This is a genomic window from Cellulomonas sp. NPDC055163 (genome assembly GCF_053607065.1).
In genome coordinates this window covers 612,811-627,274 of the sequence record NZ_JBSGSU010000001.1, presented here as the reverse complement: position 1 = coordinate 627,274, position 14,464 = coordinate 612,811, and the positions used below count along the sequence as shown (strand labels likewise).

The 14,464-nt window shown below is 75.9% G+C and carries 14 protein-coding genes and 1 pseudogene; 8 read left to right on the top strand and 7 right to left on the bottom strand.

Going from position 1 to position 14,464, the window contains the following annotated elements:
* Positions 1 to 109 precede the first annotated feature (109 nt).
* Positions 110 to 958: a LysR family transcriptional regulator gene (locus ACWFNE_RS02675; RefSeq protein WP_452120914.1), complete on the bottom strand. Its 849-nt coding sequence runs from the start codon at positions 956 to 958 to the stop codon at positions 110 to 112.
* Between the two features lie 103 nt (positions 959 to 1,061).
* Between ACWFNE_RS02675 and ACWFNE_RS02670 the strand changes: the two genes are divergently transcribed.
* Entirely contained in the window at positions 1,062 to 1,787 is a 726-nt protein-coding gene (locus ACWFNE_RS02670) for an SDR family NAD(P)-dependent oxidoreductase (protein WP_452120913.1), read from the top strand.
* Between the two features lie 114 nt (positions 1,788 to 1,901).
* Here the strand turns inward: ACWFNE_RS02670 and ACWFNE_RS02665 are convergent, their stop codons facing one another.
* The 4 genes from ACWFNE_RS02665 to ACWFNE_RS02650 all read right to left on the bottom strand — a co-directional run bounded on the left by ACWFNE_RS02665 (position 1,902) and on the right by ACWFNE_RS02650 (position 5,203).
* Positions 1,902 to 3,164 carry an MFS transporter gene (locus tag ACWFNE_RS02665; protein WP_452120912.1) on the bottom strand — a complete coding sequence of 421 codons (1,263 nt, stop codon included), beginning with the start codon at positions 3,162 to 3,164 and terminating at the stop codon, positions 1,902 to 1,904.
* A gap of 70 nt (positions 3,165 to 3,234) precedes the next feature.
* Positions 3,235 to 4,485, bottom strand: coding sequence for an RNA polymerase sigma factor (locus ACWFNE_RS02660; RefSeq protein ID WP_452120911.1), 1,251 nt, complete (start codon positions 4,483 to 4,485; stop codon positions 3,235 to 3,237).
* Positions 4,482 to 4,811 carry a YciI family protein gene (locus ACWFNE_RS02655; protein WP_452120910.1) on the bottom strand — a complete coding sequence of 110 codons (330 nt, stop codon included), beginning with the start codon at positions 4,809 to 4,811 and terminating at the stop codon, positions 4,482 to 4,484. The genes ACWFNE_RS02660 and ACWFNE_RS02655 overlap by 4 nt, the downstream gene beginning before the upstream one ends.
* 62 nt (positions 4,812 to 4,873) lie before the next feature.
* Entirely contained in the window at positions 4,874 to 5,203 is a 330-nt protein-coding gene (locus tag ACWFNE_RS02650) for a YciI family protein (protein WP_452120909.1), read from the bottom strand.
* Positions 5,204 to 5,424: 221 nt separating this feature from the next.
* Here ACWFNE_RS02650 and ACWFNE_RS02645 point away from each other — a divergent pair, with 221 nt between their 5' ends.
* Positions 5,425 to 6,120 (top strand): Pr6Pr family membrane protein, encoded by a 696-nt coding sequence (locus ACWFNE_RS02645; RefSeq protein ID WP_452120908.1) that lies wholly within the window; start codon positions 5,425 to 5,427, stop codon positions 6,118 to 6,120.
* Positions 6,117 to 6,899: a glycerophosphodiester phosphodiesterase family protein gene (locus ACWFNE_RS02640; protein WP_452120907.1), complete on the top strand. Its 783-nt coding sequence runs from the start codon at positions 6,117 to 6,119 to the stop codon at positions 6,897 to 6,899. Before ACWFNE_RS02645 ends, ACWFNE_RS02640 begins: the two co-directional genes overlap by 4 nt.
* A 229-nt stretch (positions 6,900 to 7,128) precedes the next feature.
* Here ACWFNE_RS02640 and ACWFNE_RS02635 read toward each other — a convergent pair whose 3' ends face one another.
* Positions 7,129 to 7,911 (bottom strand): DUF1206 domain-containing protein, encoded by a 783-nt coding sequence (locus ACWFNE_RS02635; RefSeq protein ID WP_452120906.1) that lies wholly within the window; start codon positions 7,909 to 7,911, stop codon positions 7,129 to 7,131.
* A gap of 165 nt (positions 7,912 to 8,076) precedes the next feature.
* Positions 8,077 to 8,739 (bottom strand): annotated as a pseudogene (locus ACWFNE_RS02630) (NADPH-dependent F420 reductase); the annotation flags it as partial.
* Between the two features lie 247 nt (positions 8,740 to 8,986).
* On the opposite strand from ACWFNE_RS02630, the gene ACWFNE_RS02625 reads away from it, so the two are divergent.
* The 5 genes from ACWFNE_RS02625 to ACWFNE_RS02605 all read left to right on the top strand — a co-directional run bounded on the left by ACWFNE_RS02625 (position 8,987) and on the right by ACWFNE_RS02605 (position 14,404).
* Positions 8,987 to 10,045 carry a ScbA/BarX family gamma-butyrolactone biosynthesis protein gene (locus tag ACWFNE_RS02625; protein ID WP_452120905.1) on the top strand — a complete coding sequence of 353 codons (1,059 nt, stop codon included), beginning with the start codon at positions 8,987 to 8,989 and terminating at the stop codon, positions 10,043 to 10,045.
* Between the two features lie 123 nt (positions 10,046 to 10,168).
* On the top strand, positions 10,169 to 11,737 hold the full coding sequence (locus tag ACWFNE_RS02620) for an FAD-dependent monooxygenase (RefSeq protein WP_452120904.1): 1,569 nt from the start codon (positions 10,169 to 10,171) through the stop codon (positions 11,735 to 11,737).
* Positions 11,738 to 11,903: 166 nt separating this feature from the next.
* Positions 11,904 to 12,659 (top strand): HAD family hydrolase, encoded by a 756-nt coding sequence (locus ACWFNE_RS02615; RefSeq protein WP_452120903.1) that lies wholly within the window; start codon positions 11,904 to 11,906, stop codon positions 12,657 to 12,659.
* Between the two features lie 166 nt (positions 12,660 to 12,825).
* A complete protein-coding gene (locus ACWFNE_RS02610) occupies positions 12,826 to 13,896 on the top strand; it encodes a quinone oxidoreductase family protein (protein WP_452120902.1) in 1,071 nt (356 codons plus the stop codon).
* A gap of 46 nt (positions 13,897 to 13,942) precedes the next feature.
* Positions 13,943 to 14,404 (top strand): MarR family winged helix-turn-helix transcriptional regulator, encoded by a 462-nt coding sequence (locus ACWFNE_RS02605; protein WP_452120901.1) that lies wholly within the window; start codon positions 13,943 to 13,945, stop codon positions 14,402 to 14,404.
* The last annotated feature ends 60 nt before the right edge of the window (positions 14,405 to 14,464 follow it).

Below are 14,464 nucleotides of genomic sequence, written 5' to 3'. Positions count from 1 at the left end.
CGTTCGAGGTGTTCGACCGAGCGACCAGCTCATCGCTCGATCGTGCACGATGCTGACACCGGTCCGCGGCGTGGCGCGCGGTCGAGCGCGGGTGGTCGTGCCCGCCGACTCACAGGCTCGTCGCCGTCCGCACCAGCCCCGCGACCCCGCGCGAGCGGCTGTGCGGCGGCCACGCGATCACGGTCGTGACCTGCGGCGCGTCGAGCACCGGCACCACCGCGACGTCGCCGCGCGCGAGCAGACGGCCCGATTCCGGCACGATGGCGCACGCGCGCCCGAGCCCGATGAGCTGGAGCAGCTGGGAGTGGTCGTGCGCGGGGGGCCCGGGGCCGTCGGCGTAGGTACCGTCCGCCTCGGGCCAACGGGGCAGCGGCAGCCCGGGCACGTCGGTCAGGTCGGCGAGGTGCAGGTGCGGGCGCGCGGTCAGCGGGTGCCCCGCGGGCAGCAGCGCGACCTGGCCCTCGGTGCGGAGCTCCTCGACGTCGAACCCGGCGACGTCGTCGAACGGCAGGTGCAGCAGCGCGACGTCGGCCCGCCCGTCGCGCAGCACGCGGGACTGCTCGCCGATCCCGCTCAGCAGCACCTCGACCGGGACCGCGTCGGGCTCGGCGGCGTACGCGTCGAGCAGCTTCGCGAGCAGCTCTGTCGATGCGCCGGCCTTCGTCGCGAGCACGACGCCGGGCGCCCCGGTCGTGGCGTGCGCGGCGCGGCGGGTGCGGCGCTCGGCGGCCTCGACCGCGTCGAGCACGGCGCGGCCCTCGTGCAGCAGCGCCTCGCCGGCCTCGGTCCTCGTGACCGAGCGGCTCGTGCGGTCGAGCAGCGTGACCCCGAGGCGGCGCTCGAGCTGGCGGATCGCGCGGGACAGCGGCGGCTGCGCGATCCCGAGGCGCTCGGCGGCCCGCCCGAAGTGCAGCTCCTCGGCGACGGCGACGTAGTACCGCAGCTCGCGCGTCTCCATGCCGTCCAGCGTAACCACGCCACCGACGACTGATACCGGCGAGGTATCGGTGGCACCGAACCGGTATTGGACCCTTCGTGGGCGCGGAGCACAGGCTGGCGGCATGAGCGAGAAGACGACAGCGCTGGTCACCGGCGCGAACAAGGGCATCGGGTACGAGATCGCGGCGGGCCTCGGGGCCCTCGGCTGGCGTGTGGGGGTCGCCGCGCGCGACGACCGCCGCCGCACGGACGCCGTCGAGAAGCTGCGGGCCGCGGGGGTCGACGCGTTCGGCGTCGCGCTCGACGTGACCGACGACGCGAGCGTGGCGGCCGCCGTCGCACAGCTCGAGGAGCACGAGGGGCGGCTCGACGTGCTCGTCAACAACGCGGGGATCACCGGCGGCGTCCCGCAGGAGCCGACGCTCGTCGCCCCGGAGACGATCCGCGAGGTCGTCGAGACGAACGTCATCGGCGTCGTCCGCGTGACCAACGCGTTCCTGCCGCTGCTGCGCCGCTCGGCGTCACCGCGCGTCGTGGTCATGTCGAGCAGCGTCGGCTCCCTGACGCTGCAGACCACGCCGGGTACGGACACCGGCCCGATCTCCGCGGCGTACTCGACGTCGAAGACGTTCCTCAACGCCGTCGTCGTGCAGTACGCCAAGGAGCTCGCGGGCACGAACGTCCTCATCAACGCGGCGTGCCCGGGCTTCGTCGCGACCGACCTCAACGGCTTCCGCGGGACGCGCACACCCGAGCAGGGGGCGCAGGTGGCGCTGCAGCTCGCGACGCTGCCCGACGACGGCCCGACCGGCGGGTACTTCAGCGACGCGGGGCCGATCCCCTGGTGAGCCGGGCGGTGCCGGCCCGGGCCGCCCGGTCGGCGTGCGGGGATCTCCCGACCCGACCCGACCCGACTCGGTGCGCGACGCGCCCGCCGTCCCGGCAGTGCCCGGGGCGGCGGGCTACTCGTCGGCGACCGGCGCCGCAGCCACCGGCGCCTCGTCCGCGTGCGCGACGTGCGCGAGCTGCCCCCACAGCAGTACGAGGAACACCGCCGACCCCGCGAACGCGAACCAGAACGGTGCCGTCACGCCCCAGCGCTCGGCGAGCAGCCCACCGATCGCCGAGCCGACGACCAGCCCGCCGAAGACCCCGACCAGGTTCACGCTCCCGACCCGGCCCTGCAGCGCCGCCGGCACGGCCCGCTGGCGCACCGTGACCGACGTCGTGCCCCAGACGAACGCGTGCGCCCCGAACACGAAGAAGATCGCGAGCGCGACCCAGGGGTTCCGGGTCAGCGCGAGCGCGAGGTGCGTGAGCGTCTCGATCACGAGCCCGATCCGCATGAGGTCCCCGAGGCTGACGCGCCGCGTGATCCACCCGTAGGAGAAGGTCCCCGCGAGCCCGCCGACGGCACTGACCGTGGTGAGGAGCCCGAAGCCGACCTCGCCGAGCCCGAGCCGCTCGGTCGCGTAGAGCACGAGCACCGACCACGCGGCGCCGAACGTGACGTTGAAGACGAGGATCGTCAGGACGAGGGTGCGGACCGCCGCGTGGTGCGCGACCCACCGGAAGCCCTCGGCGATGTCGCGGCGCAGGTGCCGGCGGGCCGTCTCGTCGGCGGGCTCGCGGGCGGGCAGGACGACGCGCGAGACGAGCACCGCGCCGAGCAGCACCGCGACCGCCTGCGTCCCGAACGGGAGCGCCGTGCCGGCCGCGAACAGCGCGGCTCCGAGCGGCGGGCCGGCGAGCTGGTTCATCGTGAGGAACGCCGTCTGGATGCGGGAGTTCGCGACGGCGAGGTCGTCGCGGCGCACGAGCGTCGGCACGAGCGTCCCCGAGGCGTTGTCCGCGAAGACCTCCGCGGTGCCGAGCAGGAACAGCGCGCCGAGGACCATCGCGATCGACACGTCCCCGGTCGCGACGACCGCCGTGAGGACGCCGAGCACGACGGCGCGCGCCAGGTCGACGGACACGACGATGAGCCGGCGGTCGAGCCGGTCGGTGAGCGCGCCCGCGAACAGCCCGAACAGCAGCGGCGGCAGCCACTGCAGCGTCGCGGCGAGGGCGACGAGCCGGGCGTCGTCGGTGAGCGACGCGACGAGCAGCGGCCCGGCGGCGAGCGCGAGCCCGTCGCCGAGGTTCGAGACGAACGCCGAGCCGACGAGCCACCGGAAGGGCACGCCGAGGCGCCCGGGCACGACGGTCTCGACGAGGCGGCTCACAACCGCCAGATGCTAGGCGCCCGGACCGGCCCGGATCGTGCTCATTGAGCCGCCGGTGCGCCGGGTCCCGCTAGGACACCTCCGCGAGCCTGCGCCGCAGGTACCGCCGCTCCGCGTCGTTCGTCACGCGGGTGAGCGCCGCGCGGTACGCCTCGGCCGACTCGGGCTCCCGCCCGGCCCGCCGCAGCAGGTCCGCGCGCGCCGCGGGGAGGTAGTGGTTGCCGTCGAGCCGCCCGGACGCGGCGAGCGCGTCGAGCAGCGGGAGCCCGGCATCGACCCCGTCGGCCATCGCGACCGCGACCGCCCGGCTGAGGTCGACGTACGGGGACGGCGCGCGGCGCGCGAGCTGCGCGTAGGTCCGGGCGACGGCCGCCCAGTCGGTGGCCTCCACGGTCGCGGCGGTCGCGTGCAGCACCGCGACCTCGGCCTGCAGCCGGTACGGTCCGGGTTCCACCGCGAGGGTGCGCGCACGGGCCAGCACCTCGGCGGCGGCCGCCACCTGGCCCGCGTCCCACAGCGCGCGGTCCTGCTCCTCGAGCGGCACGAGCTCGCCGGCGGCGTCGGTCCGGGCGGCGCGCCGGGCGTCGTGCGCGAGCTCGAGCGCGAGCAGGCCGTGCACCTCCGCGTCGTCGGGCACGAGCTCGGCGAGCACGCGCGTCAGGCGGATCGCCTCCGCCGACAGGTCCTCCCGCACGACCCCGGGCCCCGCGGTCGCGGAGTAGCCCTCGGTGAACAGCAGGTAGAGCACCGCGAGCACGCCGTCGAGCCGCTCGGGGAGCACGTCGTCGGCCGGGACCCGGTAGGGGATGCCGGCGTGCGCGATCTTCTGCCGGGCGCGCACGAGCCGCTTGGTCATCGCCGCCTCGCCGACGCCGAACGCGCGGGCGATCTCCGGGACGGTGAGCCCGCACAGGGTCCGCAGCGTGAGCGCGACGCGCGACTCGAGCGGGAGCGCCGGGTGGCAGCACGTGAAGATCAGCCTCAGCCGGTCGTCGGTCACGGCGCTCGCGGTCCCGTCGTCCTCCGCGACATGGGCGTGCAGCTCGAGCGCGTCCATCGCCGCCACCTCCCGGAGCTTGCGTGCCTCTGTGGTCGCGCGCCGGAGCCGGTCCAGCGCGCCGTTGCGTGCCGTGGTCGTGAGCCACGCGCCGGGCCGGTCGGGCACGCCGTCGACCGGCCACCGCCGCGCCGCCGCCACGAACGCGTCCTGCGCCGCGTCCTCGGCGAGCGCGAAGTCGCCCGTGAGCCGGATCAGGGTCGCGACGACGCGCCCCCACTCGGCGCTGAACGCCGAGGTGAGGGCCGCGTCGACGTCGGTCACCCGACCCACAGCGGCCGGATCTCGATCGCGCCGAGGCGGGCCGACGGGTGCTTCGCGGCGATCTCGATGGCCTCGTCGAGGTCGGCGGCCTCGATGAGCCCGATGCCGGCGACCTGCTCGGCGACCTCGGCGTAGGGGCCGTGCACGACGACGGTCTCGCCGCCCTGGACCCGCACCGTGCGGGTCTCGTCGGGCAGCCGCAGCCGGTAGCCGCCGCGGTCGACGTCGCGCCGCTGCATCTCCTCGACCCAGGCGGTGGGGGGCGTCCGGTCGGGCTCGTGCGCGGGGGCGTCGGGGACGGCGGCCATCAGAAGCATGTACTGCATGGTTCCTCCTGGGGTGTGCGACGGGAAGGGGTGCGTGCGTGTGCGACGGGTGCGGGTCCGGCTCAGAACGGCCAGACCTCGCGCACCTCGATCGACCCGAACCGGGCGACCGGGTGCAGCGCGGCGATCTCGACGGCGCGGTCGATGCTCTCGGCCTCGATGAGGTCGTAGCCGGCGATGAGCTCCTTGTACTCCGCGAACGGCCCGTCGGCGACGAGCGTGCGCCCGTCGCGGACCCGGACCGTCGTGGCGTCCTCGACGTCGCGCAGGCGGTTGCCCTCGAGGCGCTTGCCGAGCCGCGGCACGTGCACGTCGACCCAGGCGTTCGGGTCGTCGTCCTCGGCGGTGGGGGTGGCCTCGGGGTCGACACGGACCAGCATCACGAACTGCACGGGAACCTCCTGGGTCGTGCGCCCCGGGGTGGGGCGGCGTCGTACTGGCACGACGAACGGGAACCCGCGGCGAGGACACCTCGCGCGAGGCGATCTCGGCCGAGTCGTCCCGCGACACGTCGGCGGGCGCGTGCCGGGCACCACCCGGTCCGTCCCCGGGCCGCTCCCGGAACCCGCCGCTAGGGTCGGCACATGGCCCACCCCACCGCCGGCGCCGCAGCGTGAGGTCCGCGGCGGCGCGCACCCTGCACGGGCTCGTCGCCGTGATGGTGCTCGTCGGGGTCGGCGTCGAGGTGGTGACCGCGTTCACCGACGGTCCGGGCGTCGCGGGGAGCATGGCCGAGCGCCTGACCCGCCTGCTCAGCTACTTCACGATCCAGTCGAACCTGCTGGTCGGCGGCACGTCGGCGCTGCTCGCGCTCGACCCGCAGCGGGACGGGCGCGTGTTCCGGGTGCTGCGGCTCGACGGCCTCCTGTGCATCGGCGTGACGGGGATCGTCTACCACGCGGTGCTCGCAGGCCTGCAGGAGCTGACGCCGTCGGGCGCGTTCGCGAACCTGCTCCTGCACACCACGGTGCCGGTCGTCGCGGTGGTCGCGTGGCTCGTCGTCGGGCCCCGCCCCCGGGCGGACCGCGCGACCGTGCTGTGGTCGGTCGCCTACCCGGTCGCGTGGCTCGTCTGGACGTTCGGCCGCGGGGCCGTCGTGGACTGGTACCCGTACCCGTTCCTCGACGTCGGCGCGATCGGCGGCGCGCAGGCGGTGCTGAACGCGCTCGTCGTCGCGGTGGTGTTCCTGCTGCTCGCGGGCGTCGTCGCGTTCGTCGAGCACCGGCTGCCCCCGACGCCCCGGACCGTGCGGGACGGCTCCGGGGCGGTCGAGGACCCCGATGCGTCGGTGGACGCCCCGGCGCGATGAGCCACGTGGCCCGGCACCCGTACCTCGACGACCCCTCGGGGTTCGTCGCGCTCGCGCACCGCGGCTTCGCGCCCGACGGCGGGGAGAACTCGCTCGCGGCGTTCGCGGCGGCCGTCGACCTCGGCTTCCGCTACGTCGAGACCGACGCGCACGCGACCGCCGACGGCGTGGCCGTGGCGCTGCACGACGCGACGCTCGACCGCACGACGGACGCGCGCGGTCGGGTCGGCGACCTGCCGTGGGCGACGGTGCGCCGCGCGCTCATCGCGGGCCGCGAGCCCGTCCCGCTGCTCGAGGACCTGCTGGGCACGTGGCCGGGGCTGCGGGTCAACGTCGACGTCAAGGACGCCCGCGCGGCCGGCCCGGTCGCGGCGGCGGTCGAGCGCACGCGCGCGCACGACCGGGTCTGCGTCGCGTCGTTCTCGGCGGCGCGGCGACGGGCGACCCTCGCGGCGCTGACCCGTCCGGTCGCGACGTCGGCGGCCACGGGGGAGGTGGCCCGCTTCCTCGTGGGTTACCGCACGGGGCTGGCCCGGGCGGCGGCCCGCGCGCTGGGCCCCGTCGACTGCCTCCAGGTCCCGGTCGCCCAGGGCAGGGTGCGCGTGGTCGACGCCGGGACCGTCGCGGCGGCGCACGCGGCCGGCCGTCAGGTGCACGTGTGGACGGTGAACGACGCGGCGCAGATGCGCGCGCTGCTGGACCTGGGCGTCGACGGTCTGGTCACCGACCGCGCCGACCTCCTGCGCGACGTGCTGCGCGAGCGGGGCACCTGGCACTGACGGTCGCCGCCCCACCCCGCTCCGACCGCTCGGTGCGGTTCCGGCTCCGCGCGGCGCGGCTCGGAGCCGCCCGCCACCGACAGGTCCGGCGCCGACCGCCGCCGGACGTCGCGGCCGCCACGTGGCCGGACCCCGGGACGTCGTTGTCCCGGGGCCAGACCGGCGGCCGTCGTCGCCACCCGCGCCGGCGCGCCCGGTGTCCCGGGGCGCCGGCGGGGTGCCGCCGAGGTCAGACGCGCGCGTACCGGGCGCGCGCGAAGGAGTAGACGCCGAACGCCGCGAAGCCGAGCGCGACGAGCGTCAGGAGGAGCTTGCCGAAGGGGGCGTCGAGCAGCGTGCGCAGCGCACCGTCGAGGCCCTGCGACTGCGCGGGGTCGTGGGTGACCGCGGCCGAGACGAGGAGCACGCCGACGATGCCGAGGGCGATGCCGCGCGCGACGTACCCGGCACGCCCGGCGCGCACGACCCACGGGCCGGGGTGCTCGACGAGGTCGCGCAGGAACGTCTTCTTCCAGCCCTTGTGCACGTGGTAGACGGCGATCGCGACGATGCCGACACCGACGGCCCCGACGAGCACGAGGCCGAACGGCTTCTCCATGAGCGAGGCGGTCATGGTCGTGGTCTGGTCGGAGCCGCCGGCGGAGCTCGAGCCGCGCGCGACGCCGAACGCCGTCCAGGCCAGCACGAGGTAGACGACGCCCTTGCCGGCGGCCTTGATCCGGTCGCCGGTCTCCTGCAGGACGGCGGCCTCGGTGAGCTGCCACACGCCGAGCAGCGCGAGCCCGACGGCCATGACCCACAGGGCCACGGAGCCCGGCCCGGAGCTCCCGAGCGTCTGGAGGGCGCCGGCCTGGCTGGCCTCCTGAGCGCCGGTCGACCACGCGAGCTGGAGCGCGACGAACGCGATGAGGAGGTGCAGCAACCCGCTCGCGGCGTAGCCGAGGCGCGCACCCTTCTCGAGGAGACCGTGGTTGCCCGCTCCGGCTGCCGCAGAGCGCACTGACGTGTTCATGGCGCACACCTTGGCATCCCCGGCGCGATCTCGCCTGGGCAGGCGTCCAGCCGCGCGTGAGAGTCCTCTCCTGGACGTGCGGACGCCCGCCCGGCAGCGCTCGGGCGTGCCGGGCGGGCGTGCGGTCGTGCGGTCTCGGGCGCCCGGTGCGGGTGCCCGTCCGCGTCAGGCGCTCGCGCCCCGCTCCGCCGCGGCGAGGGCGGTGCGCAGCCCGTCGGCGTCGAGGTCGGGGCCGTAACCGGGGGTGCCGGGCTCGATGCGCCAGCTGTCGGCGAGCGTGCCGGCGTCGACGGCGTCGAAGCCCAGCTCGTCGAGCAGCGCGCTGACCTGCGCCTTCGCGTCGTCGTGGTCGGACGCGACGGCGAGCGCGCGGCGGCCGGGTGTGCCCGGCGGGGTGCCGCGCGAGCCGAGGTCGGCGGCGGTGATGTGGTTGAACGCCTTCACGACGGCCGACTCCGGGAGGTGGTCCTGGAGCAGCGCGGCGCTCGTCGTCTCGTGCGCGTCGAGCTCGGGGACGTGGCCGTCGCGCTGCCAGTAGTAGTTGTTGGTGTCGATCACGGTCTTGCCCGCGAGGGGCCCGACGGGGACGCTGCGGTAGGCGTGGAGCGGGATCGTCACGACGACGACGTCCCCGGCCTCGGCCGCCTCCTGCGCCGTCCCGGCACGTGCCCGGTCGCCGAGCTCCGCGACGAGGTCCGTGAGGGTCTCCGGGCCGCGCGAGTTGCTCACCACCACGTCGTACCCGTGCTCGACGGCGAGGCGCGCGAGCGTCCCGCCGATGTGTCCGCTGCCGATGAGTCCGATGGTCGTCATGGTGGCGTGAACCCCGGGCGCGGCCGCGGTGTTCCCGGCGTCGGGGAGTCGTCGCGCGGGCCCGCGTCCGGGCCTGCGGAAGCGCTTCGACGCCGTGTCGCGTTCATCCCTTTGTCGCTGGTTCGCCCCGGGATGCCTCTGCTACTGTCCGGACAGGTCACAGAGCCCTGATAGGTGTCAGCAAACGCACGTCGGCACCCGGGCGCTGTGCTGCCGGGTGGACCTCTCGGCTCAGCACCGTTCATGCTTCAGGGGGAAGTCCATGATCACCGAGTCCCTGGACCTCACGCGGAGCCCGCTGGACGGCCCGGGGCTCAGCGACCGGACCACCGTGGACCGCCGGCTCGTCCACCGTGCCGCCCTGAGCGAGGTCTTCGTGACCGACTCGGCGCAGGTCGGGGAGGCGGCGTACGAGGTCGGCGCCCAGCTCCCGCCGCAGCACGGCTACTACGGCGACCACACCGGCCGCGTCCCCCGGGTCGACCCGCTGCTGCTCCTCGAGTGCTGCCGGCAGGCCGAGACCCTCGTCGCGCACGCCTACCTCGGCGTCCCGCTCGGCCAGCACTTCGTCCTGCGCTCGTGGGACATGGCGTTCCCGGGCACCGGGGAGATCCCGGTCGGCTACGCGCCCCCGACGCTGCGCCTGCTCGTCGAGGTCGAGCACCCCCGCACGGTGCACGGGGTCCTGCGCTCGCTGACCTACCGCGTGACGATCTTCGTCGCCCAGCCCGTCGGGGAGTCCGAGGTCGGGCGGCTGTCGACCGAGGTCATGTTCGCCTCCCCGATGGCGTACCGCGCCCTGCGGGACACCCGCCGCCGCACGACCCTCGTAACGAGCGCGGGCCTGCGCGACGCCCCCGTGCCCCCGTCCCTGGACCCGGCGCTCGTCGCCCGAGCGCACGAGCGCAACGTGGTGCTGACCGCGGTCGAGGCCGACGAGCACGAGGTCCGCGGGCTCCTGCGGCTGCCCTTCACCAACACGAGCCTCTTCGACCACGCCCAGGACCACGTGCCCGCGATGGTGCTGACGGAGGCCGCCCGGCAGCTGGCGCTCGTCGCGCTCGCCGACACGCACGGCGTGTCCGCGCAGCACACGCACGTCGGCGCGATCACCGGGCGGTTCCTGCAGTACGTCGAGCTCGACGAGCCGACCGTCCTGCACATGGAGCCGCCCCGGCCGCCCGTGCGGTCCGCGCCCGACCAGCCGCCGCGCTCGACCGTCGCCGTCCGGGTCGTCCAGGGCGACCGCCCGGCCGCGACCGTCGAGCTCGCCCTGGACACGCTGCCCGGACCGCTCGCGGCCCGCCGGGCGAGCGCGTGACGCTCGGCGCGGTGCTCGGGGTCGGCGCGGGCGCCGGAACCGCCGGCTGCGGCCGTGCGGCGGGGTCGTCCCGCGGCGACGGACCGATCGTGCGGTTGGCGCCGTCGACCCGGGAGGGTGCTCGTGCCTGAGCCGCGCGTGCTGGTGGTGGGCGCCGGGCCCGTGGGCCTCGTCCTCGCGTGCGAGCTGCTGCGGCGCGGGATCGACGTGCGGGTCGTCGACAAGCGCACGCACGCCCCGGCGCACTCCCGCGCGGCGATCCTCTGGCCGCGCCAGCTCGAGCTCCTGCGCCGCACGGGCGTGACGCCGCGGCTGCTCGAGCGCGGGCACCGGGTCGACGCCGTCGCGTTCTGGTCCGAGGGTCGCCGCAAGGGCACCGTGCGGATCTCGACGGTGCCCGACGCGCTCTACCCGTTCGCGGTGACGATCCCGCAGACCGTCACCGAGGAGATCCTCGGGCAGCGCGTCGTCGAGCTCGGCGGGACGGTCGAGACGGGCACCGAGCTGCTCGTGCTCTCGCACCCCGACGCGCGCGACGGCGGCCCGCACGTGTCGCTGCGCGGCCCCTCGGGCGAGGTGACGTACGAGCGGTTCGACTGGGTCGTCGGCGCGGACGGCGCGCACAGCACGGTCCGCCGCCTGCTCGACGTGCCGTTCACCGCGGCCCCCGTCAACGTCGCGTTCGGGATCTGCGACGCCCCCGTCGCGGGTGCGCCGTCGGACCGCACGGTGCACTACTTCTGGTCCGGCGCCGGGATGATCGGCCTGGCGCCGCTGCGCGAGGGCGTCTACCGGGTCGCGATGAGCCTGCCGACCGCGGACGGCCCGCCGCCGCCGCGCGAGCTGTTCCAGCGCCTGCTCGACGAGCGGGCCCCGGGCTCCGGCACGGTCGGCGAGCCGGAGTGGACGGCGGCGTTCGCGGTGCGCTTCGGGACGGCCGAGGCGTTCCGGAAGGGCTCGTGCTTCCTCGTGGGCGACGCCGCGCACATCATGAGCCCGGCCAACGGCCAGGGCATGAACACCGGCGTGCAGGACGCGGTGAACCTCGGCTGGAAGCTCGCGGCGGTGATCCGGGGCGAGGCGCCCGACGCGCTGCTCGACACCTACGAGACCGAGCGCCGCGCGTCGGCCGTGCGGGTCACGGCCGCGACCGGCGTGCAGACGCGCCTGGGCCTCCTGGGCAGCCCGTGGCGCCGGTGGCTCCGCGACGCCGCGGTGGTCGTGGCGGACCGGACGCGGCTGCTCCAGCGCGCCGCGCCGATGTTCGCCCAGCTCGACACGAGCTATGCGCCGCCTCGGACGCCGCTGCTGGGGCGCCGGTCCCTGCGGGTCGGGGACCGGGTGCCGGCCTTCGTGGACGACGGCGGTGGCTGGCCGGGCGCGGGGGCGTGGCCCGTGCTCGACGCCGACGCGTGGACCCTCCTGCTCTGGCCGGGACGTTCCGGTCGTGCCGCCGGCGCCGAGGTCACCGCGACCATCGCCGCCGGGCTGCCCGAGGTCCGGGTCACCGACCTGGCGCCGCTCGCGTCGCCGGCCCTGCGCCGCGTGCTGGGCGGCGCGCCGCGGTACCTGCTCGTGCGGCCGGACGGCCACCTCGCGGCGCACGGCGGGCTCGCCGACCCCCGCGGCGCCGTCGACGCGGTCCGTGCGGTGCTCCCGGCGCGGACCGTCGGGGCGCGCGGCCCTGCGTGAGGGCGGGTCCGGCGAGACCGGACGTACGACGAACTTCGAGTATCAGGGTTCTGCTACAGATACGGATTCTGATACCGTCGATCACGACCGAGGGCGTCAGCCGTCGCTCGCCAGCTCCGCACCCGTGCTCACCGCGTGCTCACCTCGTGCTCACCTGGAGGCTGACATGACCGCCACGATCCCCCGACTCCCGGACGACGCCACGACCGCCCCCGGCGGTGCGGAGCCCACCGGCGTCGCCTTCTTCGACGTCGACGGCACGCTCCTGCGGCTCACGAGCCTCGTCTCGTTCTACGAGTACTACGTGCGCGACTTCGCCCCCGTCGAGCGGTCCCGCAGCCTCGACGCGCTCGCGGACCTGCTCCGCGCGGACCTCCCGCGCGAGGAGGCCAACGCTGCCTACTACCGGCTCATCGCGGGGGAGCCCGTCGCGGAGATGGCCGCCGCCGGTCGCCGCTGGTTCGCGCAGGTGCTGCTGCAGGGCTTCGTCGACGCCGCCGTCCACGCACAGCTCGACGCGCACCGCGCCGCCGGCCGCGCGATCGTGCTCGTCTCCGGCTCCTTCCCGGCGTGCCTCGAGCCCGTCGCCGCGCACCTCGGCGCCGACCGCGTGCTGTGCTCCCGCCCGGAGATCGCGCACGGGCGCTACACGGGCTGGATCGGCACCCCGATGATCGGCGACGCCAAGGCCGCCGCGGTCGCCGCGGTGCTCGACGAGCTCGCGCCCGGCACCCCGTCGTGGGCGTACGGGGACCACGAGTCCGACCTGCCGATGCTCGAGCAGGTGCGCACGCCGGTCGTCGTCGGCGCCGACGCCGTGCTCACCCGGCTCGCCCGCGAGCGGGGGTGGGAGGTCCTCACCGGCGACGGGCCGCTGGCCACGACCGCCGAGACCCGCCCGGCCGCGAGCCGGGCCCGCTGACAGCCCCGGCCTCGGCGGCACCGGGATGCGCACCGCCACGCGGCTCGCACCGGTGCGAGGGGCGTCGAGGTCGGGGCCTCGTGCACGCACACCCGAGCGGGCAGCGCCCCCGCTCGTCCCACCCGGGCCCGCTCGTCCCGTCCGACCGTCCCGAGGAGCCGCCGCCGTGCGTGCCGTCCAGCTCACCGAGCACGGCGGACCCGAGGTCCTGCGGGTCGCCGACGTCCCGGAGCCGGTCCCGGGAGCCGGTGACGTGCTGGTCGAGGTCGCCTGCACCGGAGTGACGGCTGCCGACGTCCAGGTGCGCCGGGGGCAGTGCGCCGTCCCCCTCCCGCACGTCCCCGGGCTCGCGGTCAGCGGCCGGGTCGTCGCGGTCGGCGACGCGGTGACGACCCTGCGTCCGGGGCAGCGCGTCGCCGCGCTGGTCCTCGCCGGCGGAGGGGCTGCGGAGCTCGTGGTGGTGCCGGAGTCGGCGGTCGTGGCGCTCGAGGGGGAGCTCGAACGGCTCTCCGACGCCGTCGCGGCCGCGGTGCCGTGCGACGTGACGACCGCCTGGGGTCTCCTCGAGGCGGCGCGGGTCGAGGAACGCGAGACGGTGCTCGTGCTCGCTGCGGCCGGCGGTGTCGGCTCGGCGGCGGTCCAGCTCGCGATCGCGCAGGGGGCGATCGCGGCGGCCGCCGTCGGGCACGACGCCGCACGGGCCGGCGCCCGCAGCTGGGGTGCCCGGCACGTCGTGACGTACGAGGGGCTCGCCGAGCTGGACGAGCTGCTGGGCGGGCGCCGGGTGGACGTGGTGCTGGACCCGGTGGGCGGCGCCGTCGGGCGGGCCGCGGCCGCGACCCTCGGCTTCGGCGGGCGCCACGTCGTGCACGGCGACGGCTCCGCCGAGGACGACCTCGTCGCGACGAGCTGGGTGCGACGGACCGGGACGAGCCTCGTCGGGTACGACCTCCGTGCCCTCGCCGGCGCCGCGCCCGAGCGGCTGCGGGGGCACCTGCGGAGCGCGCTCCACGCGGTCGCGGACGGGACGGTCGGGGTCGACGTGATCGCTCACCCGCTCGACGACGTCGCCGCGGCGCACGTCGCGGTCGTGTCCCCGACCTCGACCGGGACGCGCGTCCTGCACGTGGGAGGCCGCGCGCACACCCCTGACCGGGGCCGACGGCGGCCCGGCGCTCGACCGCCCCGATTGGTGACCGGAGGGAAACCGTGGTCCGGTGGGGGACCAGTAGGCTGAACCGGACGTCAATCAGAGCCCTGACACGACGCGACGAAGGGGTCACATGAGCAGCAAGGCTGAGTCGGCCAGGATCCAGGCGGAGATCGCCGCGCGTCTGGGTCAGTCGATCAAGAGGGCCGAGCAGGCGCTGATCTCGCGGAAGAGCCAGGCGCTGCGACCCTTCGACCTCACGGTGCCGCAGTACGCCGCGCTCATGGTCCTCTCGTACTCCCCGGGTCTGTCCGGTGCCCAGCTCGCGCGCGCCTGCATGGTCACGCCGCAGACCATGGCGACCGTGCTGGGCAACCTCAAGTCCAAGGGACTCATCCGGCGCGACCCGTCCTCGGTGCACAAGAAGGTGCTCGTGACGGAGCTGACGCGCACCGGCCGTGCCGTGCTCAGCGAGGCGGACGCCGCAGCGCGGGCCGTCGAGGACCGGCTCTCCGCGGAGTTCGACCGGGAGGACCAGGAGCAGCTGCGCTCGCTGCTGGAGCGCGCGATCAAGGTGCTCTCGAGCGACGGCTGAGCCCGGCCCGCGGGGTCGGGCTCGGGCCGGGCTCCGCGGTGTGCGTCGCCGTCGGACGGT

Bases quoted from the DNA above. Each gene is read 5' to 3' on its own strand.
- ACWFNE_RS02625 (WP_452120905.1), top strand. From the start codon at position 8,987: ATGATCACCGAGTCCCTGGACCTCACGCGGAGCCCGCTGGACGGCCCG.
- ACWFNE_RS02615 (WP_452120903.1), top strand. From the start codon at position 11,904: ATGACCGCCACGATCCCCCGACTCCCGGACGACGCCACGACCGCCCCC.
- ACWFNE_RS02605 (WP_452120901.1), top strand. From the start codon at position 13,943: ATGAGCAGCAAGGCTGAGTCGGCCAGGATCCAGGCGGAGATCGCCGCG.
- ACWFNE_RS02675 (WP_452120914.1), bottom strand. From the start codon at position 958: ATGGAGACGCGCGAGCTGCGGTACTACGTCGCCGTCGCCGAGGAGCTG.
- ACWFNE_RS02655 (WP_452120910.1), bottom strand. From the start codon at position 4,811: ATGCAGTACATGCTTCTGATGGCCGCCGTCCCCGACGCCCCCGCGCAC.
- ACWFNE_RS02670 (WP_452120913.1), top strand. From the start codon at position 1,062: ATGAGCGAGAAGACGACAGCGCTGGTCACCGGCGCGAACAAGGGCATC.
- ACWFNE_RS02635 (WP_452120906.1), bottom strand. From the start codon at position 7,911: ATGAACACGTCAGTGCGCTCTGCGGCAGCCGGAGCGGGCAACCACGGT.
- ACWFNE_RS02640 (WP_452120907.1), top strand. From the start codon at position 6,117: ATGAGCCACGTGGCCCGGCACCCGTACCTCGACGACCCCTCGGGGTTC.